We start from the raw sequence: 26,556 nt of genomic DNA, 5'->3' as shown, positions 1-26,556 counted from the left end.
GACGCGTCGGCCGAAGAGGCCCCGAAGGCGCGGGCCCCGCGCCGCAGCCGTGCGAAGAAGACCGACGACGCCCCGGCGGAGTCCGGCGAGGCGGCGCCGGAGGCCGCAGCCGAGCCGGTCACRAAGGAGGCGCCCGCGGACGCGGCGCCTGCCGACGCGCAGCCTGCTGACAATTCCGCCGACGGCGGCGAGGAGACGAGCGGCCGCAGCCGCAGCCGGTCCCGCTCGCGCAGCCGCAACCGCAACGGAGGCCAGGACGGCCAGAGCAACGGTGGCCAGAACAACAACGGCCAGAACAACAACAACAACGGCCAGAACAACAACCAGGGCGGCCGTGGCGGCGCTCAGGACATCGACGAGGACGGCGGCACTGGCCGCGGCCGCCAGCGCAACAAGCGCCGGGGCGGTCAGAACCAGAACGTCGACGAGTTCGAGACCGAGATCGGCGAGGACGACGTCCTCATCCCGATCGCGGGCATCCTCGACGTGCTCGACAACTACGCCTTCGTGCGCACCACCGGCTACCTCTCCGGCCCCAGCGACGTCTACGTCTCGCTCGGCCAGGTGAAGAAGTACAACCTGCGCAAGGGCGACGCCGTCGTCGGTGCGATCAAGCAGCCCCGCGAGGGCGAGCAGCAGGGCCGCCAGAAGTACAACGCGCTGGTGAAGGTCGACTCGGTCAACGGCCTGAGCACGGAGGACGCCGCGAACCGCGTCGAGTTCTCCGCCCTCACCCCGCTCTACCCGCAGGAGCGCCTGCGCCTGGAGACGGCGCCGGAGAAGCTCACGCAGCGCATCATCGATCTCGTCGCCCCGATCGGCAAGGGCCAGCGCGGCCTCATCGTCGCGCCCCCGAAGGCCGGCAAGACGATCGTGCTGCAGCAGATCGCCAACGCGATCGCGCAGAACAACCCCGAGGTGCACCTCATGGTCGTGCTCGTCGACGAGCGCCCCGAAGAGGTCACCGACATGCAGCGCACGGTGAAGGGCGAGGTCATCGCCTCGACCTTCGACCGTCCGGCAGAGGATCACACCACCGTCGCCGAGCTCGCGATCGAGCGTGCCAAGCGCCTGGTGGAGCTGGGGCGCGACGTCGTCGTGCTGCTCGACTCGATCACCCGCCTCGGCCGCGCGTACAACATCGCCGCTCCGGCCTCCGGCCGCGTGCTCACCGGCGGCGTGGACGCATCGGCGCTCTACCCGCCGAAGCGCTTCTTCGGCGCCGCGCGCAACATCGAGAACGGCGGATCCCTCACGATCCTCGCGACCGCACTGGTGGAGACCGGATCCAAGATGGACGAGGTCATCTTCGAGGAGTTCAAGGGCACCGGCAACAGCGAGCTGCGCCTGAGCCGCGCGCTGGCCGACAAGCGGATCTTCCCGGCCGTGGACGTCAACGCGTCCTCGACCCGCCGCGAGGAGATGCTGCTGAGCCCCGACGAGGTCAAGATCACCTGGAAGCTGCGCCGTGCCCTCGCCGGGCTCGACCCGCAGCAGGCGCTCGAGGTCGTCCTCGGCAAGCTCAAGGAGACCGACTCGAACGTCGAGTTCCTGCTGCAGATGCAGAACGCGCAGCTGGGGAAGCCCTCCGCGGGCACCGGCCACAGCCACGCGTCCGAGAACAGCATCCGCTGATCCGCGCAGCCTGAACGCTGCCTCATCCGGGAGGGATCCGGTCGTCATGTTCGAGCAGGTCGAGTCGCTGCGCGACGAGCACCGCAGGGTGGAGAGAGAGCTCTCCGACCCTGAGGTGCACGCCGACGCGGCGCGGGCGAAGCGGGTCAACCGCCGCTACGCCGAGCTCAGCCGCATCGTGAAGGCGCATGACGACTGGATCGCCGCCGGCGAGGATCTCGAGACCGCGCGCGAGTTCGCCCGCGAGGACGAGTCGATCGCGGCGGAGATCCCCGGCATGGAGGAGGGGCTGCAGGTCGCCCAGGAGAAGCTCCGGCGCCTGCTGATCCCTCGGGATCCGGATGATGCCCGTGACGTGATCATGGAGATCAAGGCGGGGGAGGGCGGAGCCGAATCCGCCCTCTTCGCCGCCGACCTGCTGCGCATGTACGTGCAGTACGCGGCGTCCAAGGGCTGGAAGACCGAGCTGCTCGATCGCACCGAATCGGATCTCGGCGGTTACAAGGACGTGCAGGTCGCGATCAAGGGATCCTCCACGGACCCCTCCCAGGGCGTCTGGGCCCACCTCAAGTACGAGGGCGGCGTGCACCGGGTGCAGCGCGTACCGGCGACCGAGTCGCAGGGCCGCATCCACACGTCCACCACCGGGGTGCTGGTGTTCCCCGAGGTGGATGAGCCGGACGAGATCGCGATCAACCAGAACGACCTCAAGATCGACGTGTTCCGTTCCTCGGGCCCCGGCGGCCAGTCGGTGAACACGACGGACTCCGCGGTGCGCATCACRCACGTGCCGAGCGGGATCGTCGTGTCCATGCAGAACGAGAAGTCGCAGCTGCAGAACCGYGAGGCGGCCATGCGGGTGCTGCGCGCCCGTCTGCTGGCCAAGCAGCAGGAGGAGCTCGACGCCGCGGCCTCCGATGCGCGTCGCTCGCAGATCCGCGGCATGGACCGCTCCGAGCGGATCCGCACCTACAACTTCCCCGAGAACCGGATCGCGGATCATCGCACCGGGTTCAAGGCTTACAACCTCGATGCCGTGATGGACGGGGCGCTCGAGCCGCTCATCGAGTCCGCGATCCACGCGGACGAGGAGGCCAGGCTCGCCGCCCTCGGCACCGAGGACTGACCGCCCGACACCCCGGAGAGCGTTCCGTCACCACGCTCCGCGCGTGGGTGTGCGTCCTTCGCGCGCGTCGTCGGGCAGCGCCATCTCGGCACGCATCCCCAGCAGCCGCACCGGCCGGTCGGGGTCTATCCGGGCGATGAGCTCCCGTGCCTTCGCGATGACGAGATCGCGGTCGACGGTCTCCGGGATCCGCTTGGTGAACGTCTTCGTCGTGAACGGGGCGTAGCGCACCTTCAGCCCGAGGCCGATGACGGGCCGTCCGTCCTCGGCGACGTCGTCCAGAACCTGTTCGAGCAGCGTCAGTGCGGCCTGCTCGATCTCCGCGCGGTCGGCGAGATCGGTCTGGTAGGTCGTCTCACGGCTGTGCCCGCGCGCGACCCAGGGTGTGTCGTCGACGACGGCGGATCCGCCGCCCTGTCCGAGTTCGCGGTACCAGAGCCCCATCCGCGGGCCGAACTCGGCGACGAGCCCGTCCTCCGGCGCGGTCGAGAGTTCGGCGACCGTGCGGATCCCGAGGGCCACGAGGCGCTTCGACACCTTCGGGCCGACGCCCCAGAGCTCGATCACGGGGCGTTCGCCCATCACGTCGTCCCAGTTCTCGGCCGTGAGGCGGAACACGCCCCGGGGCTTGCCGAACCCGGTCGCGATCTTCGCCCGTACGAGCGTGTCCCCGATGCCCACGCTGCAGTGCAGTCCGGTGCGCTCCAGGACGGCATGCTGCAGGCGCCGTGCGTACGCCTCAGGATCGTCCGTGTCGACGCCGACGAACGCCTCGTCCCAGCCCAGCACCTGCACCACGGCGCCCGGCTGGGCCCGCACCGCCGCCATCACTTCGGCGGAGGCGGCCAGATACGCGGGCGCGTCCACCGGCAGGATCACCGCATCCGGAGCCTTGCGAGCCGCGATCCGCAGCGGCATCCCCGAGCCCACGCCGAACGCGCGCGCCTCGTAGGACGCCGTCGACACCACCGCGCGCTCGGTCGGATCGCCGCGACCGCCCACGATGAGCGCAAGCCCTGCCAGCTCGGGACGGCGCAGCACCTCGACGGCCGCGATGAACTGGTCGAGGTCCACATGGAGCACCCAGCGCATGCCCCGACAGTACGCGTCGCGAGCCGGGCGCGCACCCGTGCCCCGCTATGCTCCGGCCATGAGCCTCTTCCTCACGCGCACCCTGATCTTCGTGGCATCCTCCGCGATCGGCCTCATCGTGGCCGATCTGCTGCTGACGGGTTTCACCATCGAGTGGAGCAAGTGGTGGGGCTTCGTGCTGTGCGTGCTCATCTTCACGGTGCTGCAGAGCCTGCTCGCGCCCTGGATCACGTCCATGGCCAACCGCTACGCGCCGGCGCTGCTGGGCGGGATCGGCATCATCTCCACCTTCGTGGCGCTGCTCATCGTCGTGCTGCTGCCCATCGGCGGCCTGCGGATCACCGATGCGCTCGGCTGGGGGCTCGGACCGGTCGTGGTCTGGATCATCACGGCGGTTTGCACCGTCGTCCTGCCGCTGCTGCTGATCAAGCGGGAGGTGCGCGAAGCGGCGGCGCTCAAGGCCGCGGCCAAGAAGCGCTGACGAGGAGGCCCCGCGGGGGCGAGGTCAGATCGAGTAGTCGGGCACCGACAGGATCCTCGCCGTGTTCTCTCCCTCGACACGAGGTCTGGCCCTGGCGGGAACCCCGGTGAGCACGGAGTCGGCGGGCGCGTCCTTCGTGACGACGGCGTTGGCGCCGATGGCGGAGCGCGCACCGATGACGACGGGGCCGAGGATCTTCGCTCCTGCGCCGACCACGACGCCGTCCTGGAGCGTGGGGTGGCGCTTGCCCGCGTCGCGGGTGCGGCCGCCGAGGGTGACCCCGTGGTAGAGCATCACATCGTCGCCGACCTCGGCGGTCTCACCGATCACGACGCCCATGCCGTGGTCGATGAAGAAGCGACGGCCGATCGTGGCGCCGGGGTGGATCTCGACGCCGGTCAGCCAGCGGGCGACCTGCGAGCCCATCCGTGCCGGGAAGCGCAGTCCGCGCGTCCACAGCGCATGGTTCACGCGATGCGCCCAGATGGCGTGCAGRCCSGGGTAGAGCASSGCGATCTCGAWYCCGCCRCGTGCGGCGGGGTCACGGAGCCGGGCGGATGCGATGTCTTCGCGCATCCGCCCGGCCCACGACATGCCAGAGTGCGGCATCAGTCCTCGCGCAGGTCCTCGAACAGGGCGGTGGACAGGTAGCGCTCGCCGGTGTCCGGCGCGATCACGACGATGGTCTTGCCCGTGTTCTCGGGGCGTGCGGCGACCTTCAGCGCCTGTGCGACGGCGGCGCCGGCGGAGATGCCGACCAGCAGCCCCTCCTTCGCCGCCAGGTCCCGGGCGGTGCTGAGGGATTCCTCGAAGCCGGCGGTGATGATCTCATCGATGACGTCGCGGTCCAGGATCGCGGGGACGAAGTTCGGGCCGATGCCCTGGATCTTCGCCGGGCCGGGGTGCCCCTCGCTGAGCAGGGGGGAGTCGGTCGGCTCGACGGCGATGACCTTCACCTCGGGGTTGGCCGCCTTGAGGGCCTGACCGGTGCCGGTGATGGTGCCACCGGTGCCGATGCCCGCGACGAAGAAGTCGACGTCGCCGTCGGTGTCGCGCAGGATCTCCTGCGCCGTGGTCTCGCGGTGGATCTGCGGGTTCGCGGCGTTCTCGAACTGTCGGGCCCAGACGGCCCCCGGGGTCTCCGCGATGATCTCCTGCAGCTTCTCGATCGCGCCCTTCATGCCCAGGGTCGGGTCGGTCAGCACGAGCTCTGCGCCGAACGCCTTCAGCAGCACGCGGCGCTCCTTCGACATGGAGGAGGGCATCGTCAGGATCACGCGGTAGCCACGCGCGGCGCCCACCATGGCCAGGGCGATGCCGGTGTTGCCGCTCGTCGCCTCGACGATCGTGCCACCGGGCTTCAGCTCGCCGGAGGCCTCCGCGGCGTCGACGATCGCGATGCCGATGCGGTCCTTGACGCTCGAGGCSGGGTTGAACGACTCGAGCTTGACCAGCACCGTGGCGCCGAGGCCCTCGGTCACGTGGTTCAGCTTGACGAGCGGGGTGTTGCCGAACGTGCTGGTGATGTCGGAGTGGATGCCTGCCATGAGGGACCTTTCGATGGACGCACTTCTTCGGGGTTGCCACGATCCCATCCCGCTTCCGACGGGGACACGATCGAGCACAGCCTAGGACGATGGCGTGTGGGCCCGGTGAATGTGACGCCCGCATTACGCTGGACGTCTATGTCCGTGCCCCTTGCCGATGCCCTCCGCCGCGCCGCCACGACCCTCGGCGACGGCGGCGTCCCGGATCCCGTCGTCGACGCCGAGCTCCTGGCCGGGCACGTCCTCGGGCTCGGTCGCGGCGCCGTCCAGGCGGCGATGATCCGCGGAGACGTGCTGACCGATGCGGACGAGGCTGCCCTGGACGCGCTCGTCGCACGCCGTGCCGCGCGGGAGCCGCTTCAGCATCTCACCGGCATGGCGCCGTTCCGCCACCTCGAGCTGGCGGTGGGGCCCGGTGTGTTCGTGCCGCGCCCGGAGACCGAGATCGTCGCGCAGTTCGCCATCGACGCGCTGCTCGCGACCGCCTCGCCGGTTCCTGTCGGCGTGGATCTGTGCACCGGATCCGGAGCCATCGCCCTCGCTCTCGCGACGGAGGTGCCGCACGCACAGGTGCATGCCGTCGAGCTCTCGCCCGAGGCGCACGCCTGGGCGCTGCGGAACACGGCGGGGCAGGAGAACCTCTCCCTGGTGCTCGGCGACCTCCGCTCGGAGCTGGGGGAGTTGGACGGCACGGTCGACGTGGTCATCTCCAATCCTCCGTATGTGCCGGACGATGCCGTCCCGCGCGATCCGGAGGTGCGCCTTCACGACCCTGCGCTCGCGCTGTACGGCGGCCCCGACGGACTCGACGTGGTGCGCGCGATCAGCCGCCGCGCCTGGGCGCTGCTGCATCCCGGCGGGACGCTCGTGCTCGAGCACGCGGAGGTGCAGGGCGACGCGATCCGTGAGCTCCTCGCTGCGGACGGCTGGCGCGCGACGGCGACGCACCGCGACCTGACCCAGCGCGACCGCGCGACGACGGCGATCCGCCCGTAGCCGGATCCGCCGGCGCGGGGAGATCCGCACGCCCGCTCAGGGCGCACGGCGCCGCGCCCCGTAGACTGGGCCGGTCATGTCCTCAGTCTTCGATAGCCGCGACGCGGATCAGATCCTCACCGGTATGCGCCAGGCCCGTCTTGCCATCGGCCGCGGCGAGCTGGTCGTGCTGCCCACCGATACCGTCTACGGCGTGGGCGCCGATGCCTTCAGCCCCGCCGCCGTGCAGCGCCTGCTCGATGCGAAGGGGCGAGGGCGCCAGCAGCCGCCGCCCGTCCTCGTCGGCAGCACTGCCACTCTCGCCGCCCTCGTGGAGACCGTGCCGGAGCCGGTGCAGCGTCTGGTCGACGAGTTCTGGCCCGGCGGGCTCACGATCGTGCTGCCCGCGCAGCAGTCCCTGGTCTGGGATCTGGGCGAGACCCACGGCACGGTCGCCGTGCGGATGCCCGACCACCGGGTCGCGCTCGCCCTGCTCGAGGAGACCGGCCCGCTCGCAGTCTCCAGTGCGAACCTGACCGGGGAGCCGGCCGCCGTCGAGGTCGATCAGGCCAAGGGCATGCTCGGCGACAGCATCGAGGTCTACCTCGACGCAGGTCCCGCGACCCGTGGCGTCGCCTCCACGATCGTCGACGCCACGTCGCTCGTGCGCCCGGGCGGCGAGGACCCGAAGGTGCGCGTGCTCCGCGAGGGTGCGGTCTCCCGCGACGAGCTCGCCCGCGTGCTCGGGGACCTGCTCGACGAGCAGCCCTGATCCCGGCCGGAGGAGAGCGACCCCGTGAAGCAGTACCTGTTCACCGTGATCCTCACGGCAGCCGTGACCCTGGCCTGCTCGTGGGCGGTGTGGCAGCTCAGTCTGCGCTTCAAGCTGTACCCGGGCATCCGTGAGCGCGATGTGCACACGACGCCGACGCCGCGGCTCGGGGGAGTGGCGATGCTGCTCGGCATCCTGGCGGCGTTCACCGCGAGCGCGGCCAGTCCGTTCTTCCACATCATCTGGGCGCAGCCGCAGACGATGTGGTCGGTGGTCGGCGCGGTCTTGCTCATCGCGATCGTCGGCGTCATCGATGATCTGTGGGATCTGGACTGGATGATCAAGCTGGGAGCGCAGTTCCTGGCCGCGGGGCTGGTGACGATCGTCGGCGGGCTGCAGATCGCCTCGCTCCCGCTCGCCGAGCCCGTGATCGGATCCAACTGGCTGAGCATCGTGATCACGATGTTCGCGATCGTCATCGTCATGAACGCGGTGAACTTCATCGACGGGCTCGACGGCCTGGTCGCCGGCGTCTGCCTCATCGCCAACGGCGTCTTCTTCGCCTACTCCTACATCATCGCCCGCGACATCGGCCAGTCCAGCTACTTCAGCCTCGCCCCGTTCATCGCGGCCGTGCTGATCGGCGCATGCATCGGATTCCTGCCGATGAACTGGAGCCCCGCGAAGCTGTTCATGGGCGACTCCGGCGCCCTCGTGATCGGCCTGCTCATGGCGACCAGCGCCGTCGCCATCACCGGGCAGCTGAATCCCGCTGTGCTCACCAACGCGCAGATCGGGCGCTCCCAGCTGCTCGGCGCGTTCATCCCGATCCTGCTGCCGGTCGTCGTGGTGCTGCTGCCGCTGCTCGATTTCGGACTGGCCGTGCTGCGACGCATGGGCGCGGGCAAGTCGCCGTTCTCGCCCGATCGTAAGCACCTGCACCACCGCATGCTCGACCTCGGCCACCGCGGCCGCGATGCCGTGCTCATCTTCTACGCGTGGACGGCCATCATCTCGATCGCCGTGCTGCTGATGTACATCGGCTCGCGCGAGGGCTGGTACGGCGAATACGCCGCCGGCATCATCTTCGGCGTCGTCGGGGCCGCGGCCTGCCTCGTCGTCACCCTCATCCCGTCGCGTCCGCGCGCATCCCAGAAGGAATCGAAATGAGCTCCGCGAGCGACCGCCCCTCCGCCGGCCAGAGCCCCGTCACCAGCACCCCGGTCCTGCGCACGGCGCTGATCGCCTCCGGCATCGCCGCCGTCGTACTCGCGATCGTGGCCGGGATCATCGGGGGAGTGCTCAAGGGCGCCCCGGGCGTGTGGAGCGGCCTGATCGGCGCCCTCATCGCGGTGCTCTTCGGGGCGATCACAGCCGGCAGCATCCTCATCGCCAACCGCTGGTTCGGGCAGGAGCTGTACGTGCAGCTGTTCTTCGCGATCGTGATGGGCGGCTGGTTCCTCAAGCTGGGGCTGTTCTTCGTGCTCATCCTCGTTCTGCGCGGGCAGCCCTGGCTGGAGCCGCTCGTCTTCTTCTGGGCGCTGCTGGCAGGCGTGCTGGTCTCGCTCGCGATCGACGCGGTGGTGTTCCTGAAGATGCGGCTGCCCGTCGTCAGCGACGCATCCCTGCCGACCGTCGCCCCCGAAGACGTCGCTCCGGGCGCGGGAACCGGCTCACAGCAGGCTCCGGACGCGGATTCAGGCAACTCACTGGTCTGATAGGCTGGAACCCGAGCCCGCTCGTCACGCGAGCGTTGCGCTGTGAAGCATATCGACCGACGCCCCGGTAGCCCCCGGTGCCCCGACGCTGGAGCCCGCGCTGTTTAATCTTGCTGCGACCATGATCCCTCGACTGGCCGACAACGGCGGGTTCCACGGACCGTCCATCGACGACTTCTTCCCCGCGCCGTTGTTCTACATCGCCGGCATCGGCGTGACACGCATCAACCTGGTGCAGGCGTTCTCGGTGCTCGTTCTGGTGCTCTTCCTCGTGCTCGGCACCCGACGCATGAAGATCGTCCCCGGGCGGTTCCAGAGCGTCGTGGAGATGGGCCTGGACTTCGTCCGCGGCGGCATCGCGCACGACCTGCTCGGACGCAAGGACGGCGACCGCTTCCTGCCGCTTCTGACGACGATCTTCTTCATGACGCTGTTCTTCAACCTGACGGGCATCATCCCGTTCCTGAACATCGCCGGATCCAGCGTCGCGGCCGTTCCGCTCATGCTGGCGGTCATCAGCTACGTGACCTTCATCTACGCGGGTCTCAAGAAGAGCCCGAAGAACTTCGTGAAGAACGCGCTGTTCCCCTCGGGCGTGCCATGGCCGGTCTACTTCATCGTGACGCCGATCGAGATCATCTCGACCTTCGTGATCCGCCCGGTCACCCTCATGCTGCGACTGCTGATGAACATGGTTGTCGGGCACATGCTGCTCGTGCTGTGCTTCTCGGCCACCTGGTTCTTCTTCTTCACGGCGGGTGGCGGCTGGGCCGTCCTCGGCATCCCGACCCTCGCCTTCGGAGGCGCCTTCACGGCCCTCGAGATCCTGGTCGCTGTCCTCCAGGCCTACGTCTTCACCGTCCTCACCGCGGTCTACATCCAGCTCGCGGTCGCAGAAGAGCACTGACAACCCCTGCGGGCGGCGAACCTGCCGCCCACAACGAAAGGAAAAATCCGTGGACGCTACTACGGTTCTCGCAGCAGTCAACGGCAACCTCGCGGCAATCGGCTACGGCCTCGCCGCCATCGGCCCGGCCATCGGCGTGGGCATCGTCGTCGGCAAGACGATCGAGGGTGTCGCCCGCCAGCCCGAGCTGGCCGGTCGCCTGCAGGTCCTGATGTGGATCGGCATCGCCTTCACCGAGGCGCTCGCATTCATCGGCATCGCCGTCGGCTTCATCCCCTTCCCGTAACCCGCACTCGAATCCCGAAGGAGACAGGATGCTGAACGCTCTTGTCACGCACCTCGCGGCCGAGGGTGAGACGAAGAACCCGATTCTTCCCGAGACCTACGATCTCGTCTGGTCGGGTCTGTTCTTCCTGATCATCTTGTTCGTGGTGTGGAAGGTCGCTCTTCCCCGGTTCACGAAGATGCTCGACGAGCGCTCCGCGGCCATCGAGGGCAACATCGCCAAGGCCGATGAGGCGCAGAAGCAGGCCGAGGCCGCGCTGGAGGAGTACACCCGCCAGCTCGCCGAGGCCCGCACCGAGGCCGGCGCGATCCGCGAGACCGCCCGTGAGGACGGCAAGAAGATCGTCGCCGAGGCCAAGGAGACCGCTGCCGCAGAGGCCGCTCGCACGACCGCAGCCGCACACGCGCAGATCGAAGCCGAGCGCCAGACGGCGTTCGTCTCGCTGCGCAACGAGGTCGGCGGCCTCGCCCTCGACCTCGCCGGTGGCGTGGTCGGCGAGACCCTCTCCGACGACGCACGCGCGACGGCCGTCGTGGACCGCTTCCTGGCGGACCTCGAGGCCTCCGAGGCGGCGAAGTAATGGGCAGCGCGACCGCTCAGGCCCTTGAGGTGTCGAGCAGCGCTCTGACCGCCGCGCAGGGCATCACCCTCGACGTCGCCGGAGACCTGTTCTCCGCCACGCGCCTGATCGGTGAGTCCTCCGCGCTGAGCGGCGCGCTCGCCGATCCGTCCGCTCCGGTCGAGGCCCGCGCGGCACTTGTGTCGCGCGTCTTCGCCGGCGCGGCGGCGCCTGCGCAGCAGGTGCTGACCGTCGCGGTCTCGCAGCGCTGGTCCTCCGCCGCCGACTTGGTCGACGGTGTGGAGGAGCTGGCCGTGCGCGCTGCGACGATCGCCGCGCCCGACGCCGACATCGAGGGCGAGCTGTTCTCGGTGTCGCGCCTGGTGGCCGACAACGCCGATCTCGAACTCGCCCTGGGCAGCCGCCTGGGCGGCGGTGAGGGCAAGGCCGCGCTCGTGCAGAAGCTGGTCGGTGCGAGCCTGCACCCGGCCACGTCGCTGACCCTCACCTCGCTGGTGCGCCAGCAGCGTGGGCGCCGCGTGCGCCGGCTGCTGAGCAGGGCGATGCGCATCGTGTCCACGCAGCGCGACCGGATCGTCGCGACGGTGCACACCGCCGCTCCGCTGAGCGCGCCGCAGCGCGACCGTCTCCGCGCGGTTCTGGCCGGGCGCTACGGCCGCCAGGTCGCGCTGAACGAGGTGCTCGACTCCTCCGTCGTCGGAGGCCTGCGCGTGCAGGTCGCGGACGATGTCATCGACGGCAGCATCTCCGCCCGCCTCGCCGATCTCCGGCACAAGCTCGCGGGCTGAAACACGACTTCGCGCGGGAAGCCGCGCACCCATACACAAAGGGAAGACAATGGCAGAACTTTCGATCAGCCCCGACGTCATCCGTGACGCGCTGAAGGACTTCGTCGCCGCGTACGAGCCCACGGGCGGCGTGGCGACCGAGGTCGGCACCGTCATCGACGCAGCGGATGGCATCGCGCACGTCGAGGGCCTGCCCGGCGTCATGGCGAACGAGCTCGTGACCTTCGCCGACGGCACCAAGGGACTCGCACTGAACCTGGATGAGCACGAGATCGGTGTCGTCGTCCTCGGCGAGTTCTCCGGTGTCGAGGCCGGCCAGGAGGTCACCCGCACCGGTGAGGTGCTCTCCGTCCCGGTCGGCGACGGCTACCTCGGCCGGGTGGTCGACCCGCTCGGCAACCCGATCGACGGCCTCGGTGAGATCGCGACGGAGGGCGTCCGTGCTCTCGAGCTGCAGGCGCCTGGCGTCATGCAGCGCAAGAGCGTGCACGAGCCGATGCAGACCGGCATCAAGGCCATCGACGCGATGATCCCGGTTGGCCGCGGCCAGCGCCAGCTCATCATCGGCGACCGCCAGACCGGCAAGACCGCGATCGCGATCGACACGATCATCAACCAGAAGGCCAACTGGGACTCCGGCGACGTCAACAAGCAGGTCCGCTGCATCTACGTCGCGATCGGCCAGAAGGGCTCGACCATCGCCTCCGTCAAGGGCGCGCTGGAAGAGGCCGGCGCCCTGGAGTACACGACCATCGTCGCCGCCCCGGCGTCCGACCCGGCCGGCTTCAAGTACCTCGCCCCCTACACCGGATCGGCCATCGGCCAGCACTGGATGTACGGCGGCAAGCACGTCCTGATCATCTTCGACGACCTGTCGAAGCAGGCCGAGGCCTACCGCGCCGTGTCGCTGCTGCTGCGCCGTCCGCCGGGCCGCGAGGCCTACCCGGGTGACGTCTTCTACCTGCACTCCCGTCTGCTGGAGCGCTGCGCGAAGCTGTCCGACGAACTCGGCGCCGGTTCGATGACGGGCCTGCCCATCATCGAGACCAAGGCGAACGACGTCTCGGCGTACATCCCGACCAACGTGATCTCGATCACCGACGGCCAGATCTTCCTGCAGTCCGACCTGTTCAACGCCAACCAGCGTCCGGCTGTCGACGTGGGCATCTCGGTGTCCCGCGTCGGTGGTGACGCCCAGGTCAAGTCGATCAAGAAGGTCTCCGGMACGCTGAAGCTCGAGCTGGCGCAGTACCGCTCGCTCGAGGCSTTCGCGATGTTCGCSTCCGACCTCGACCAGGCYWSCCGCCGTCAGCTSGCTCGYGGCGCSCGCCTSACCGAGCTGCTCAAGCAGCCGCAGTACTCGCCGTACCCCGTCGAGGAGCAGGTCGTCTCGATCTGGGCCGGTACCAAGGGCAAGCTCGACTCGATCGAGGTCGAGGACGTGCTGCGCTTCGAGCGCGAGCTGCTGGATCACCTGCGTCGCAACACCACCGTGCTCGACACCCTCCGTGAGACCAACGTCCTCGACGACGACACGGTCGCAGAGCTGGAGAAGGCCACCGACGCCTTCCTCCTCGAGTTCCAGGGCGGCAAGGGCCACGGCATCGGCGCTCCCGGACACGAGGAGCACAGCGCCGCGGACGTCGACGACGTGAACCAGGAGAAGATCGTCAAGGGCCGCCGCGCGTAATCGCGGGGATTCTCAGCTATGGGCGCACAACTCCGGGTCTACAAGCAGAAGATCTCTTCTGCTCAGACGACCAAGAAGATCACGAAGGCGATGGAACTCATCGCGGCTTCGCGCATCCAGAAGGCGATGGCGCGTGTCAACGCGTCCTCGCCCTTCGCGCGGGCCGTGACGAGGGCCGTGTCCGCCGTCGCGACGCATTCCAACGTCGACCACCCGCTCACCCGTGAGCCCGAGACGATCCGCCGCTCCGCGGTCGTGATCTTCTCGAGCGATCGGGGTCTGGCCGGCGCGTTCAACTCGCAGATCCTGCGCGAGGCCATGGAGCTCGCCGAGCTCCTGCGCTCGGAGGGTCGCGAGCCGGTGTTCTACCTGGTCGGTCGCAAGGCCGTCGGGTACTTCCAGTTCCGGCGCCTCGAGGCCGCCGCGGAGTGGACGGGTGACACCGACACGCCGTCCTTCCACACGGCAGAGGCCATCGCTGCCTCGCTGCTGGAGGCTTTCGAGCGCGGTGGTCAGCAGGGCGGCGTGGACGAGATCCACCTCGTGTACAACCGCTTCGTCAGCATGATGACCCAGTCGCCCGAGACGGTGCGCCTGCTTCCGCTGGAGATCGCGGAGGCCGACGCGGCCGACACCTCGAGTGCCGTGTACCCGTTGTACGAGTTCGAGCCGGATGCGGCGACGGTGCTCGACGCGATCCTGCCGGTGTACATCCAGAGCCGGGTCTTCAACGCCCTCCTGCAGTCGTCCGCCGCCAAGCAGGCCGCGACGCAGAAGGCGATGAAGTCGGCCAGCGACAACGCCGACAAGCTCATCACCGACTACACCCGCCTGCGCAACAACGCGCGTCAGGCGGAGATCACGCAGCAGATCGCCGAGATCGTCGGCGGCGCCGACGCATTGTCGTCGAGCAAGTAAGACCCCTCAGGAGAGAGACGAATTATGACTGCCACCGCTACGACGGTCGTCGGCCGCGTTGCTCGCGTCACCGGCCCGGTCGTCGACATCGAGTTCCCGCACGACTCGATCCCCGACATCTACAACGCACTGAAGACGACGATCACCATCGGCGAGGAGTCGACGGAGATCACCCTCGAGGTCGCCCAGCACCTCGGCGATGACCTCGTCCGCGCCATCTCGCTCAAGCCCACCGACGGCATGGTCCGCGGCCAGGAGGTGCGCGACACCGGCGAAGCCATCTCGGTGCCCGTCGGCGACGTCACCAAGGGCAAGGTCTTCAACGTGATCGGCGAGGTCCTGAACGCCGAGCCCGGCGAGCAGATCGAGATCACCGAGCGCTGGCCGATCCACCGCAAGGCCCCGAACTTCGACCAGCTCGAGTCGAAGACCACGATGTTCGAGACCGGCATCAAGTCGATCGACCTGCTCACCCCGTACGTGCAGGGTGGAAAGATCGGCCTGTTCGGCGGTGCGGGCGTCGGCAAGACGGTCCTCATCCAGGAGATGATCCAGCGCGTCGCGCAGGACCACGGTGGTGTGTCGGTGTTCGCCGGTGTCGGCGAGCGCACCCGTGAGGGCAACGACCTCATCGCCGAGATGGAGGAGGCGGGCGTCTTCGACAAGACCGCCCTCGTCTTCGGTCAGATGGACGAGCCGCCGGGGACGCGCCTGCGCGTCGCCCTGTCGGCGCTGACCATGGCGGAGTACTTCCGCGATGTGCAGAAGCAGGACGTGCTGCTCTTCATCGACAACATCTTCCGCTTCACGCAGGCCGGATCCGAGGTCTCCACGCTGCTCGGCCGTATGCCGTCCGCGGTGGGCTACCAGCCGAACCTCGCCGACGAGATGGGCGTGCTCCAGGAGCGCATCACCTCGACGCGCGGCCACTCGATCACCTCGCTGCAGGCGATCTACGTGCCGGCCGATGACTACACCGACCCGGCTCCCGCCACGACGTTCGCGCACCTCGACGCGACCACCGAGCTCTCGCGTGAGATCGCCTCGAAGGGTCTGTACCCGGCGATCGACCCGCTGACGTCGACCTCGCGGATCATGGACCCCCGCTACCTGGGTGAGGACCACTACCGCGTGGCCACCACGGTCAAGCAGATCCTGCAGAAGAACAAGGAGCTGCAGGAGATCATCGCGATCCTCGGTGTCGACGAGCTCTCCGAAGAGGACAAGATCGTCGTGGCGCGCGCGCGTCGCATCCAGCAGTTCCTGTCCCAGAACACCTACATGGCGAAGAAGTTCACCGGTGTCGAGGGCTCCACGGTCCCGCTCAAGGACACGATCGAGTCGTTCGACGCGATCTGCCGCGGTGACTTCGACCACGTCGCGGAGCAGGCCTTCTTCAACGTCGGCCCGATCTCGGAYGTCGAGGAGAACTGGGCTCGCATCCAGAAGGAGAACGCCTGATCATGGCGCCCGGTGCTGCATCACTGCACGTCAGCCTCGTCTCCGCCGACGCGGAGGTCTGGACCGGCGAGGCCAGCCTCGTCGTCGCGAAGACCGTCGAGGGCGAGCTGGGCTTCATGGCCGGTCACGAGCCCGTGCTGGCCATCCTCGCCGAGGGCCAGGTCCGTATCACTCAGCTGGATGGCACCAAGGTGCTCGCCAGCGCGCGTGACGGCTTCGTCTCGATGGAGGGCRACRCCCTGACGATCGTCGCGGGCAACGCGGCRCTCGTCGCCTGATCCACAGCATCCTGCACGTCCGCCCCGGTTCCCCGCCTCTTGCGGGGAACCGGGGCGGACGTCTGTCCGGGGGAGTGACATGAAGATCCTGCTGCCGCCGTCGGAGACCAAGCGCCCGGGCGGGACATCGGAGGCGCCCGAGCCTTCGGTATGGGCGTTGCCAGGGTTGCTGCCGCAGCGCGAGCAGCTGCGCGACGCCCTCATGGCACTGGCCGCCGACGCGGACGCGACACGCCGGGTGCTCAAGCTCAGCGACAAGCAGCTCGCCGAAGCCCTGTACGACAACGCCCGGCTGCGGACGGCCGAGGTCATGCCCGCCGTGGACCGCTACACGGGCGTGCTCTACGACGCGCTCGATGCCGCGACGCTCGACGGCTACGCGCGGCGCTGGCTGGGAGCTCATGTGCTCGTGCACAGCGCGCCCTTCGGTCCGGTCGGCGCCCTCGACGCGATCCCGTCGTATCGGCTCGGCGCCGGGGCATCGGTGCCGGGACTGCCCCCGCTGCGAAGACTGTGGGCGGACGCCGTGTCGGCCGAGCTCGCCGCCTCGGCGCCGTCCTTCGTGCTGGACCTGCGCTCCGAGGCGTACGTGGATCTGGGACCCGTTCCCGAGGGTCTGCCGTCGGCGTACGTGCGTGTGGTGACGGAGCAGGGCAAGGCGCTGAACCACTTCAACAAGCACGCCAAGGGCGACTTCGTGCGTCGTCTGGCGCAGCAGCGTCCGAAGATCGGATCGCTCCGTACCCTCCTGAACTGGGCGGAGCGTTCGGGCGTGCCGCTGAGGGAGACGAGTGAGCACGGCGTCCTCGAGCTGGTGACGGATCAGCCGACGACCCGCAAATAGTTCGTGAGTGCGACGCCAGGACGCGGTAGGGTGTTTCGCGTCGAGGCACCCAGCTGATTCTCAGCTGAGGCTGCTCGATGCGAATGCATCATGAACCGATTCCCGGAGGGAAACATGGACTCTTACGGAGACAGCGGCGCTTACGCGGCTGTGTACCTGATCGCCGCGTTGACGTGGTTTATCTTCGCCATCGTCTTCTACGTACTCGGCTCGCTCTTCCTGATGAAGATCTTCGACAAGGCAGGCGTTCAGGGCAAGTGGCGCGCCTGGGTTCCGGTCTACTCCTCGATGGTGTTCCTGAAGCTGGGTGACCTCAGCCCCTGGCTAGTCCTCTACGCGTTCGGCGGAGCGATCGTGCTGGGCTGGATCCCCGTCATCGGGCAGATCATCGGCCTCGCCGCCTTTGCGCTGACATGCCTCGCAGCCTGGCGCGTCGGTCTGAAGCTGCAGAAGGGCGCGGGCTGGGTGGTGCTCTACGTCTTCCTCAGCCTGATCTGGCTCGGCATCAACGCCTTCGACAAGTCGCGCTGGAACCCGAACATCGCTCCCGCCTCGTGGGCCGGCAATGGCTTCTTCGCAGACCGCACGGTCTGGCAGGGCATCCCGGTGCAGCCGTCCGCGCAGGCCGCGGCCCCGGGCTACGGAGCGCCGCAGGGCTACCAGCCGCCGGCCGCCCAGGGCTACGCGCCGCCGCAGCAGCCCGGCTACGGCCAGCCCGCCGCTCCCCAGGCTCCGCAGCAGGGCTTCCAGCCGCCGGCGCCGCAGGCCACGCCGCCGACGTTCCAGCCGCCGGCAGCTCCGCCGGCTTCCGCCCCGGACGTGCCAGTCACTCCGCCGGCTCCGCCCGCGCCTCCGGCTCCGCCGGCAGCCGCTCCGGAGAACGGCGAGCAKCCCCCGGCGTGACGCTCCGATAATGCCCCGGTCCTCGGATCGCGGACGACGTGGGAAGCCTCGGTCTTTCGACCGGGGCTTCCCGCATGCCCGCCGACCGCATCCCGGGTCGGCCTGTAGTTTGGAGGCATGAGCGCTGAACGTCGTGTTGGATCGTCCGGGCTCCTGGTCTCCGCGGTGGGACTCGGATGCAACAACTTCGGACGGGCGGGCACGGCGACCGAGACGCTGCAGGGCACCATCCAGGTACTGGACGCGGCGATCGACCACGGCGTGACGTTCCTCGACACCGCGGACATGTACGGCAAGGATCCCGGCCTCAGCGAGAGCCTGATGGGCGAGGCGCTCGACGGCCGCCGTGATCGCGTGGTGCTCGCCACCAAGTTCGGCTACGCGTCCGCCGACATGGGTTACGACTTCCCCGCGGGTCTCGGATCCCGCCGTTACGTGCGCAAGGCCGTCGAGGAGTCGCTGCGTCGTCTGCGCACCGACTGGATCGACCTGTACCAGTTGCACTGGCCGGATCCGCTCACCCCGATCGATGAGACGCTGGACGCCCTGGACGAACTCGTCCGCGAAGGAAAGATCCGCTACTTCGGCCACTCCAACTTCAGCGGCTGGCAGATCGCCGAGGCGGAGCTGAGCGCGACGAGGAGCGCGCGCTTCATCTCCTCGCAGAACCAGTACTCGCTGCTGTCCCGGGCGGCCGAGCGGGAGGTGCTGCCGGCGGTCAACAGGTTCGGCCTCGGCTTCTTCCCGTTCTTCCCGCTGCACAACGGCCTGCTCACGGGCAAGTTCACTCGCGACGGCGGACCCTCCCAGAGCCGGATCATGCGCACCAGGGCCCATCTCTGGGAGAACGCGCCCTGGGACGCGCTGGACGCCTATCGCGCGTTCTGCGACGAGCGTGGCATCACCATGCTCGAGGCGACGTTCGGCTGGCTGCTGGCGCAACCCGGCGTGGCCTCCGTGATCGCCGGGGCGACCTCCGCCGAGCAGATCGAGGCGAACGCGCGCGCGGGCGCGGCGTGGAGCCCGACCTCGGAGGACGTCGCCGCGATCGACGCSCTGTTTCCGCTCCCGGCGGATCCGGCSGTCTGAGCCGTGTGTCGAGGCCGGGGATCCATTACGATGTGTGAGATTTCAGCGGTCGTTCCGATCGCACGAGGATGCGGAGGACCGCGATGAGCCAGGTTTCGCACGAGCGCGAGGTCGCGCTGGCGTCCGGCGACACGGTCGTCCTGACGTGGGCCGGCGCGACGGACACCGGCCGTCGCCGGGAGAACAACCAGGACTCCCTCCTCGCCGAGTTCCCGTTGTTCGTGGTGGCGGACGGCATGGGCGGCCACGCGGGAGGTGAGATCGCGAGTCAGCGCACGATCGTGCGCCTCGAGGAGGCGGTCGCCGCGGGGGAGATCACGACGGAGACGATCGAGACCGCCCTGGTCAGCGCCGTGCACGACATCACCGCGCACCCGGACACCACGGACGAGGGCACGGGGACGACGCTCACCGGCGTCTTCTTCACCCTCGTCGGCGACGACGCGCGCTGGGTCTCGCTGAACATCGGCGATTCCCGGGTGTATCTGCTGCGCGACGGAGTCCTCAGCCAGGTCACGACGGACCACTCCGTCGTCCAGGAGCTGATCACGGCCGGGCGGCTCAGCCCCGAGGAGGCGGAGGGGCATCCGTACAGCAACGTGATCACCCGTGCGGTCGGAGTCAGCGAGGCGCTGCCGCCCGACTACCGCGAGTTCAGCGTGCAGGACGGCGATCGGTTCGTGATCTGCTCGGACGGGCTCACCAAGGAACTCACCGACTACGGGATCCAGCACTTCCTCGGACTCAATCCGACGGCGGGCGCCGCGGTCGACGCGATGCTCGCCGCTGCCCTGGAGAACGGCGGGCGGGACAACGTGACCGTCATCGTGGTGGACGTGCACCGCACATCGGCCGACGAGGGGTCCTCCTCCACAGCGCCGATCGCCGTCGAGTAGTGCACCGGTTGCGCTGAGCGCGCCCCGCGTCGGGGCGGTTCACGGTGGGATGGCGGAATGGATCCCGCTGAGACGATCATCCTCCCCGCTGTCGCCGCCGCCCCGCAGCGCGGCTCGCTCCCACTGCTCGCCGCGGCAGTGCCCGTGGTCTCGGGGATCGTGCTCTTCGCCGTCACGGGCTCGCCCCTGTCCCTGTGCTTCGCGGCCCTCGGGCCGGTCATGATCCTCGGCTCCTTCCTGGACGGCGTGCGCCAGCGTCGCCGCGCGGCACGTGTCGCACGGGCCGAGGAGACGCAGGCCTGGTCGCGAGTCGAACAGATCGTGGATGACCGGGAGTCGGAGGAGAGAGCCCGCCGTTTGCGGGCCGTCCCCGATATCGCCGCCTGCCTCGTGGACCCGCCGACGCGTCCGATCGCTCTCGCGGACACGGTCGAGATCGCAGCCGGCCGCGGAGACGGGCCTTCGCCGCTGCGGTTCAGCGGCACCGGGGGAAGAGCCGAAGCGTTCCGCGCCCAGCACAGCGCCGTGACGGGGGTGCCGGTCCTGGTGCGCCTGTCCGATGGCGTGTGCGTGCGAGGGCCCGCGCCGATCGCCGCCGCCGTGGCCAGGGCGATGGTGCTGCAGCTGTGCCTTCGGCACGCGAACGGCGCTGTCCGTCTCGAGGGAGACGCCGTGGCCGCGCTCGGGCTTGACGGTCTGCCCCAGGCCCGCCTTGCCCGGCATGACGCCGGTGTCGTGCATCTCGGCGTGCAGCGGAGCGCGCCGTCCGGCCCCAGGCTCTGTCTGCTCGAGCCGGGAACGCCACCGCCGGTGGGCTACCACGCGGTGCTCGACGTCACGGAGCCCGCATCGGCCCGGCTGCGCACGCCGCAGGGGACGCACGACTGTGCGGCGGAGGGGATCTCCCGCGAGCAGGCGGAGGCGATCGTGCAGGTTCTGATCCGGGAGCAGGACGATGAGGCGGCGATTCCCGCGGCGGTGACGCTGCAGGAGGTGCTGCCGCCTCCGCCGGGCCAGTGGGACATGGGGAACGTCGGGCCGGAGTCCGTGGCGCGCGAGGGCCTGGGCGCGGCGATCGGGCGGGATGCGGAAGGGGCGGTGGTGCCGGACCTCGTCGCGGACGGGCCGCACGCGCTCGTGACCGGTGTCACCGGCGCGGGCAAGAGCGAGCTCCTGGTGAGCTGGGTCGCCGCGCTGGCCGCCACGCACTCGGCAGACCAGGTGACCTTCGTGCTCGCCGACTTCAAAGGCGGCACGGCCTTCGAGCCGCTGCGCGCCCTGCCGCACGTCGCCGCCGTCATCACGGACCTCGACGCCGATGGTGCGGAGCGCGGGGTGCGGAGCCTGCGTGCCGAGCTGCGGCGCAGAGAGGGCGTCCTCGCGGAGACGGGCGCCCGCAGCGTCGCGGAGACCGGGGGAGCGCTGGGCCGCTTGGTGATCGTCGTCGACGAGTTCGCGGCGCTGCTGCAGGAGCATCCTGATCTGGCGGCGGTGTTCACCGACATCGCCGCCCGCGGTCGCGCTCTCGGCATGCACCTCATCCTGGGCACCCAGCGCGCCACCGGGGTCATCCGCGACGCGCTGGCGGCGAACTGCCCTCTGCGGATCGCCCTGCGCGTCACGGATCCCGCCGACAGCAGGATCATGATCGGCAGCGACGCGGCAGCGGCTCTGCCCGGAGACCTCGCAGGACGTGGTCTCGCCTACGTCCGCCGCCCTCAGGACGCGGCGCCCGCCGTGTTCCGCGTCGCGCGGACCAGCGCCGATGAGCTCGCCACGATCGCGGCCCACTGGCGCGGTGTCCCGCGGGCGCGGAGCCCGTGGCAGGCGGCACTGCCCGCGCAACTGCAGCGGGCCGAYCTCCCCGCCGCTGCGCCCGGGGAGATCACGCTCGGCCTCGCGGACGAACCGGAGCAGCAGCGGCAGACGGTGCGCACGCTGCGCATCGGCGAGGACCGCGGCCTCGTGGTGTTCGGGGGCCCGGGGGCCGGCAAGAGCAGCGTGCTGAGGGCCGCGGTGGCGCAGGTGCCGGGAGGCGTGCTGCTGAGGCCGGATCCCGAGCAGGCGTGGTCTCTGATCGACGAGATCGCGGACGGCGGCCGCCCGGTGCCGCCGCTGCTGGCCGTCGACGATGTCGATCGGCACCTCGCCGCGTTCCCGCTCGAGTACGCTTCCGCGTGGGTGGAGCGGCTGCAGCGCGTCGTCCGCCTCGCCGCCGAGCACGGAGGGACCGTGCTGCTCAGCGCGTCACGATGCAGCGGGCAGATCTCCGCGGTTGCGGATCTGCTGCCGGAGCGCGCCCTGCTGCGCACCGTGAGCCGCACGGAGCACCTCACCGCCGGCGGTGAGCCCGGCACCTTTGACCCCGACCGGCCCCCGGGCCGGGCGCGGCTGGGCGGCGCCGAGGTGCAGTTCGTGCTGCCGGAGGCCGAGGCCGAGGCGGGAGCACCGGGCTCCTCGCCCCTGGAGCGGACGGCGGCGCACCCGGAGACGCCGCAGTGGGAGCCGCGGGCGATGCTCGTCGGCGTGGTGAGCACGGCACCGGCGCGGACGGCGGAGAGGCTCGGCGGGCGCTTCGGCCGCGCCGCGGTGCAAGTGCTCGTGGACGGCGCGCCCGTGATCCTTCCGGATGGCGCAGGGCGGTTCGATGAGTCCGCCGCACCGGCACGGATCCGCGCGGACGATGCGATCGCTCGTTCGGCGGAACGCGCGGCCTCCGCAGAGCGGGAGGCCGCGGGCCTCATCGTGCTGGTCGGCGACGGGGAGGCATGGCAACGGCAATACGCGCTGTGGCAGCGGATCGTCCGCGGTGGCGAGGTCGTCGTGCTCGCCGAGGCAACCAGGGAACTGCGCATGCTCACCGGCGTGCGCGAGCTGCCGCCGTACGCCGTGCCGCACGCGGGGCGGGCATGGACCATCGATCGGGACGGGCGTCCGTCCCGGGTGATCCTTCCCGCCCCGCGGGGCGATGTCAGCCCAGCAGCTCGTCCAGCGGCGTGAGGGGCAGATCGTGCGCGGTCGCGACGCCGGCGTTGGCGATCTTCCCGCCGGTCACGTTGAGACCGCCGGCGAGAGCGGCATCGGCACGCAGCGCCGCCTGCCAGCCGCGGCCCGCGATCTGCCGCACATAGGGCAGCGTCGCGTTCGTCAGGGCCGAGGTCGAGGTGTTCGGCACCGCGCCCGGCATGTTCGCCACGCAGTAGAACACGGTGTCGTGCACGCGGAATGTGGGGTCGTCGTGCGTGGTSGGGTGSGTGTCCTCGAAGCAGCCGCCCTGGTCCACCGCGATGTCCACGAGCACGCTGCCGGGGCGCATCTCGGCGACCATGTCGTTCGTGACGAGTTTCGGCGCCTTGGCCCCGGGGATCAGCACCGATCCGATGACGAGGTCCGAGTTCACGACGGCGCGACGCAGATCCAACGGGTTCGACGCCGCGGTCTTCACCCGGCCGCCGAAGAAGTCGTCCAGATAGCGCAGCCGCGCGATGTTCGTGTCGAAGATCGTCACGTCCGCGCCCATGCCTGCGGCGATCACGGCCGCGTTCGCGCCGGCGACGCCGCCGCCGATCACCGTCACGGTGGCGGGGCGGGTTCCGGGAACGCCCGACATCAGCAGACCGAGGCCGCCGTTCGAGCGCATCAGCGTGTTCGCACCGACCAACGGGGCAAGGCGACCCGCGACCTCGCTCATCGGCGCGAGCAGCGGCAGTGCACCTGAGGCCAGCTGCACCGTCTCGTAGGCGATCGCCGTCATGCCCGACTCTGCGAGCTTGTCGGTGAGCGGGCGATCGGCGGCGAGGTGCAGATACGTGAACAGCACCAGGTCGCTGCGGAAGCGGTGGTACTCGCTGGCGATCGGCTCCTTCACCTTCAGCACCAGCTCGGCGCGAGCCCACACCTCGTCGGCGTCATCGAGCAGCGTCGCTCCCGCCTCCAGATAGTCGGCATCCGACATCGAGGATCCGGCACCGGCGCCGGACTGCACGACGACCTCGTGACCGGCCTGCACGAGGTCGTGCACTCCGGCGGGCGTGAGCGCGACGCGGAATTCGTTGTTCTTCACCTCGCTGGGGACAGAGATCCTCATCGTGGCTCCTTTCCTTTTCCCTGATGGGCTTTTCCCGCCCGCGGGTTCTGGCCCTTTCTGGGGGCGTTCAGATTCCGGCGCCGGGGCGGATGGCCCCCACGCCGCTGCCGCCTCCGAGGACGGCAAGTGGAAGGGCCGAGGCGAGGCTGTCCACCTGCGCGTCGGTCAGCGCGCCCGCGCGGGCGAGCAGGGTGGCGGCCACGATCGTGGCCGCACGGCCGGATCCGTCCAGCATCTTCAGGGCGACGGTGGCACCGTTCGGGGCGACCATCACCATCACGCCCTCCGCGCCGTGCTTGGCGAACACGCCCAGTTTCTCGATCGCGATGGTGTCGGGGCGCCCTGGGCCTTCGATCGCCCACGGGTTCTCCCGCACCGTGCGCACCAGGGCGCCGGCCACCCGGTGCAGCGCGAACGGCGACCGCTCCGAGGCGCTGCCGATGCGATGCACGGCCCGCGCGAGCCCGGTGAGGGTGATGGCGTGCACCGGGGCGCCGCAGCCGTCGATCGCCGTGGCGGCGACGCGCTCGCCGCTGAGCCGCTCGACGACGTCTTTGATGTGCACCTGCAGCGGGTGGTCCACGTCGAGGTACCCGGCGGTGGGCCAGCCGTTCGCGACGCAGGCGCGCAACATGGTCGCGTGCTTGCCGGAGCAGTTCATCCGGATGCGCGCCTTGCCGGCGTGATCGCGCACGAGCTCGTCCCTGGTCGCCGAGTCGCCGGGCCAATCCGCGGGGCAGCCGAGGTCGTCCTCGGTGAGCCCGCCCGCCGTGAGAATCTCGCGCACCACGGCCACGTGCCGGTCGGTGCCGATGTGGCTCGCCGTGGCGAGGCCGAGCTGCTCGCCCTCCAGCGGAGCGCCGGCGGTGAGGCAGCCGATCGCCTGCAGCGGCTTCAGGCTGGAGCGGGGCAGCACCAGCGCGTCGGCGTTGCCGTGGCGGGCGAGGACCTCGCCTTCCGGGGAGAGCACGACCGCCGCTCCGATGTGGCGGGATTCGACGAATCCGTTCCTTTCGACGACGGCGAGTTCCACGGCATCCTGGACGGTCAGAGTCTGCACCACGACAGCCAGCCTAGTGGGCGCGGACCCCGCCGACAGGCGTGATGCGAACCGGCGCCGACAGGATCCTGGCACCATGGATGCATGAGCCTCGGTACGCACCGCTACGCCCTCACGGCGACCTGGACCGGCAACCGGGGGACGGGCACCTCGGGCTATCGCGACTACGACCGCGCGAGCACGCTGAGCGTCGCGGGCAAGCCCGACGTGCTGGCCTCGTCGGACAAGCCGTTCCGAGGGGATCCCACCCGCTGGAACCCGGAGGATCTGCTGCTCGCGGCGCTCAGCGAGTGCCATCTGCTGAGCTATCTGCACGCCTGCGTGACGGCAGGCGTCGTGGTCGTCGACTACCGTGACGAGGCCACCGGCACGATGCAGGAGGACGGGCGCGGCGGCGGGGCGTTCACCGAGGTGACACTGCACCCCGTGGTCACGATCGCCGAGGAGTCCATGCGTGAAGCCGCGGAGTCCGCGCATGCGCAGGCCAACGCGTGGTGCTTCATCGCGAACTCGGTGTCGTTCCCGGTGCATCACGAGGCCACGATCCTGGTCGCGGATGCGTCGACAGCCCCGTCCGTCGATCCGGCGTGACCCGCCCGGTCAGCGCCGCTCGTGGGGCAGCGCCTGCTTGATCTTCTCGATCGCGCCCTGCGCCGGSACYTCGTTGTAGACGCCGGCGAGCTCCTGCTCGCTSAGCGCGTGGATCGCGGCCATGATCTCGTCGGTCGCGCCGCGGCGGGCACGGCCKGAGTTCGCCGCGCCGTGGTGCGAGAGATCCAGTGGTTCGCCGAAGCGGATCGTGACCTTGGAGCCGATCTTGGGCATGCTCGCCCCGACCGGCATGGCCTTGTCGGTGCCGATCACTCCGACGGGCACCACTCTTGCCCCCGTCTGCAGCGCGAGGAAGGCGACGCCCGTGCGTCCCTTGTACAGGCGCCCGTCGGTCGAACGCGTGCCTTCCGGGTACAGCGCGACGGCGAGCCCCGCGTCCAGCAGCTTGCGCTGTTCGTCCAGGGCGTCCAGCGCGGCCTGGCCCGCGCCGCGGCGCACCGGGATCGCGCCGACCGCGCGCATGAAGTTCGCCACGAAGCGACCCYTCAGACTCGTGCCCTCGAAGTAGCTCGACTTCGCCAGGAAGTGCACGCGCCGGGGAGCTGCGACCGGGATCGCGATCGAGTCGATGAAGGAGAGGTGATTCGACGCGATGATGATCGGGCCGTCTTTCGGCACGTTCGCGCGCCCCTCGATGCGAGGGCGGTAGATGAGCCGGGTGAGCGGGATGAGGATCATCCGGCCGAGCAGATAGGTGGCACCGGCGCGATGCACCTCGTCTTCGAGATGCTCCTGCTCTGCGACGGCYTCGTCGCGGKCCGCAGACGCTGCGGGTTCGKGTTSCGGGGTCACCAGACAAGGCTAGATCAGG

The 26,556-nt window shown here is 69.8% G+C and carries 27 protein-coding genes; 21 read left to right on the top strand and 6 right to left on the bottom strand.

Annotation, left to right across the window (positions count from 1 at the left end):
- On the top strand, window positions 1-1,635 hold a 1,635-nt coding region (gene rho / locus AC1DMN_RS14835; protein ID WP_477384488.1), incomplete at its 5' end, for a transcription termination factor Rho.
- A 46-nt stretch (window positions 1,636-1,681) separates the two neighbouring features.
- A complete protein-coding gene (gene prfA, locus AC1DMN_RS14830; protein ID WP_477230700.1) occupies window positions 1,682-2,761 on the top strand; it encodes a peptide chain release factor 1 in 1,080 nt (359 codons plus the stop codon).
- Between the two features lie 27 nt (window positions 2,762-2,788).
- Here prfA and AC1DMN_RS14825 read toward each other — a convergent pair whose 3' ends face one another.
- Complete coding sequence (locus tag AC1DMN_RS14825; protein WP_477230699.1) at window positions 2,789-3,853, bottom strand: DNA polymerase IV; 1,065 nt, start codon at window positions 3,851-3,853, stop codon at window positions 2,789-2,791.
- Window positions 3,854-3,911: 58 nt separating this feature from the next.
- On the opposite strand from AC1DMN_RS14825, the gene AC1DMN_RS14820 reads away from it, so the two are divergent.
- On the top strand, window positions 3,912-4,334 hold the full coding sequence (locus AC1DMN_RS14820) for a hypothetical protein (protein ID WP_441975975.1): 423 nt from the start codon (window positions 3,912-3,914) through the stop codon (window positions 4,332-4,334).
- 24 nt (window positions 4,335-4,358) lie between these two features.
- On the opposite strand, the gene epsC is transcribed toward AC1DMN_RS14820, so the two are convergent.
- On the bottom strand, window positions 4,359-4,928 hold the full coding sequence (gene epsC, locus AC1DMN_RS14815) for a serine O-acetyltransferase EpsC (RefSeq protein ID WP_477384492.1): 570 nt from the start codon (window positions 4,926-4,928) through the stop codon (window positions 4,359-4,361).
- A gap of 14 nt (window positions 4,929-4,942) precedes the next feature.
- Window positions 4,943-5,881 carry a cysteine synthase A gene (gene cysK, locus AC1DMN_RS14810; protein WP_440732211.1) on the bottom strand — a complete coding sequence of 313 codons (939 nt, stop codon included), beginning with the start codon at window positions 5,879-5,881 and terminating at the stop codon, window positions 4,943-4,945.
- Window positions 5,882-6,019: 138 nt separating this feature from the next.
- Between cysK and prmC the strand changes: the two genes are divergently transcribed.
- The 17 genes from prmC to AC1DMN_RS14725 all read left to right on the top strand — a co-directional run bounded on the left by prmC (window position 6,020) and on the right by AC1DMN_RS14725 (window position 22,986).
- Entirely contained in the window at window positions 6,020-6,877 is an 858-nt protein-coding gene (gene prmC, locus AC1DMN_RS14805) for a peptide chain release factor N(5)-glutamine methyltransferase (protein WP_441975976.1), read from the top strand.
- Between the two features lie 76 nt (window positions 6,878-6,953).
- Window positions 6,954-7,628, top strand: a complete 675-nt coding sequence (locus tag AC1DMN_RS14800) for an L-threonylcarbamoyladenylate synthase (protein ID WP_477230698.1) — start codon at window positions 6,954-6,956, stop codon at window positions 7,626-7,628.
- Between the two features lie 24 nt (window positions 7,629-7,652).
- Window positions 7,653-8,798 (top strand): MraY family glycosyltransferase, encoded by a 1,146-nt coding sequence (locus AC1DMN_RS14795; RefSeq protein ID WP_441975978.1) that lies wholly within the window; start codon window positions 7,653-7,655, stop codon window positions 8,796-8,798.
- Entirely contained in the window at window positions 8,795-9,346 is a 552-nt protein-coding gene (locus AC1DMN_RS14790) for a Cg1360 family ATP-synthase-associated protein (RefSeq protein WP_440732207.1), read from the top strand. Before AC1DMN_RS14795 ends, AC1DMN_RS14790 begins: the two co-directional genes overlap by 4 nt.
- 121 nt (window positions 9,347-9,467) lie before the next feature.
- Window positions 9,468-10,253: a F0F1 ATP synthase subunit A gene (atpB, locus tag AC1DMN_RS14785; protein WP_440732206.1), complete on the top strand. Its 786-nt coding sequence runs from the start codon at window positions 9,468-9,470 to the stop codon at window positions 10,251-10,253.
- Window positions 10,254-10,302: 49 nt separating this feature from the next.
- The gene (gene atpE / locus AC1DMN_RS14780) at window positions 10,303-10,539 is read left to right on the top strand and encodes a F0F1 ATP synthase subunit C (RefSeq protein ID WP_292716640.1); all 237 of its coding nucleotides are present in this window, start codon (window positions 10,303-10,305) and stop codon (window positions 10,537-10,539) included.
- 28 nt (window positions 10,540-10,567) lie between these two features.
- Window positions 10,568-11,119 carry a F0F1 ATP synthase subunit B gene (locus AC1DMN_RS14775; protein ID WP_441975979.1) on the top strand — a complete coding sequence of 184 codons (552 nt, stop codon included), beginning with the start codon at window positions 10,568-10,570 and terminating at the stop codon, window positions 11,117-11,119.
- Window positions 11,119-11,907: a F0F1 ATP synthase subunit delta gene (locus AC1DMN_RS14770; protein WP_477230697.1), complete on the top strand. Its 789-nt coding sequence runs from the start codon at window positions 11,119-11,121 to the stop codon at window positions 11,905-11,907. Before AC1DMN_RS14775 ends, AC1DMN_RS14770 begins: the two co-directional genes overlap by 1 nt.
- A 49-nt stretch (window positions 11,908-11,956) precedes the next feature.
- Entirely contained in the window at window positions 11,957-13,597 is a 1,641-nt protein-coding gene (atpA, locus tag AC1DMN_RS14765; protein ID WP_477384486.1) for a F0F1 ATP synthase subunit alpha, read from the top strand.
- Between the two features lie 18 nt (window positions 13,598-13,615).
- Window positions 13,616-14,515, top strand: a complete 900-nt coding sequence (locus AC1DMN_RS14760; protein ID WP_440732202.1) for a F0F1 ATP synthase subunit gamma — start codon at window positions 13,616-13,618, stop codon at window positions 14,513-14,515.
- Window positions 14,516-14,539: 24 nt separating this feature from the next.
- Window positions 14,540-15,976: a F0F1 ATP synthase subunit beta gene (gene atpD / locus AC1DMN_RS14755; protein ID WP_440732201.1), complete on the top strand. Its 1,437-nt coding sequence runs from the start codon at window positions 14,540-14,542 to the stop codon at window positions 15,974-15,976.
- A 2-nt stretch (window positions 15,977-15,978) separates the two neighbouring features.
- Complete coding sequence (locus AC1DMN_RS14750) at window positions 15,979-16,254, top strand: F0F1 ATP synthase subunit epsilon (protein ID WP_477384484.1); 276 nt, start codon at window positions 15,979-15,981, stop codon at window positions 16,252-16,254.
- Window positions 16,255-16,333: 79 nt separating this feature from the next.
- Entirely contained in the window at window positions 16,334-17,098 is a 765-nt protein-coding gene (locus tag AC1DMN_RS14745) for a YaaA family protein (protein WP_477230696.1), read from the top strand.
- Between the two features lie 114 nt (window positions 17,099-17,212).
- Window positions 17,213-18,001 carry a large exoprotein gene (locus AC1DMN_RS14740; protein WP_477384482.1) on the top strand — a complete coding sequence of 263 codons (789 nt, stop codon included), beginning with the start codon at window positions 17,213-17,215 and terminating at the stop codon, window positions 17,999-18,001.
- Between the two features lie 117 nt (window positions 18,002-18,118).
- Window positions 18,119-19,090 (top strand): aldo/keto reductase, encoded by a 972-nt coding sequence (locus AC1DMN_RS14735; RefSeq protein ID WP_477230694.1) that lies wholly within the window; start codon window positions 18,119-18,121, stop codon window positions 19,088-19,090.
- A gap of 83 nt (window positions 19,091-19,173) precedes the next feature.
- Entirely contained in the window at window positions 19,174-19,986 is an 813-nt protein-coding gene (locus AC1DMN_RS14730; RefSeq protein ID WP_440732196.1) for a PP2C family protein-serine/threonine phosphatase, read from the top strand.
- 57 nt (window positions 19,987-20,043) lie between these two features.
- Window positions 20,044-22,986: an FtsK/SpoIIIE domain-containing protein gene (locus AC1DMN_RS14725; protein ID WP_477230693.1), complete on the top strand. Its 2,943-nt coding sequence runs from the start codon at window positions 20,044-20,046 to the stop codon at window positions 22,984-22,986.
- On the opposite strand, the gene ald is transcribed toward AC1DMN_RS14725, so the two are convergent.
- On the bottom strand, window positions 22,958-24,073 hold the full coding sequence (gene ald / locus AC1DMN_RS14720) for an alanine dehydrogenase (protein WP_441975987.1): 1,116 nt from the start codon (window positions 24,071-24,073) through the stop codon (window positions 22,958-22,960). The two genes, AC1DMN_RS14725 and ald, sit on opposite strands and share 29 nt — an antisense overlap.
- A gap of 67 nt (window positions 24,074-24,140) precedes the next feature.
- Window positions 24,141-25,136, bottom strand: coding sequence for an asparaginase (locus tag AC1DMN_RS14715; protein WP_477230692.1), 996 nt, complete (start codon window positions 25,134-25,136; stop codon window positions 24,141-24,143).
- Between the two features lie 81 nt (window positions 25,137-25,217).
- Between AC1DMN_RS14715 and AC1DMN_RS14710 the strand changes: the two genes are divergently transcribed.
- Window positions 25,218-25,724: an OsmC family protein gene (locus AC1DMN_RS14710; RefSeq protein ID WP_477230691.1), complete on the top strand. Its 507-nt coding sequence runs from the start codon at window positions 25,218-25,220 to the stop codon at window positions 25,722-25,724.
- Between the two features lie 9 nt (window positions 25,725-25,733).
- On the opposite strand, the gene AC1DMN_RS14705 is transcribed toward AC1DMN_RS14710, so the two are convergent.
- On the bottom strand, window positions 25,734-26,423 hold the full coding sequence (locus AC1DMN_RS14705) for a lysophospholipid acyltransferase family protein (protein ID WP_477384490.1): 690 nt from the start codon (window positions 26,421-26,423) through the stop codon (window positions 25,734-25,736).
- Window positions 26,424-26,556: the final 133 nt, after the last annotated feature.

The organism is Microbacterium sp. 01T413_2 (assembly GCF_056398985.1).
The sequence above is the reverse complement of the archived record's forward strand: the minus strand, read 5'-3'. Positions and strand labels throughout refer to the sequence as shown.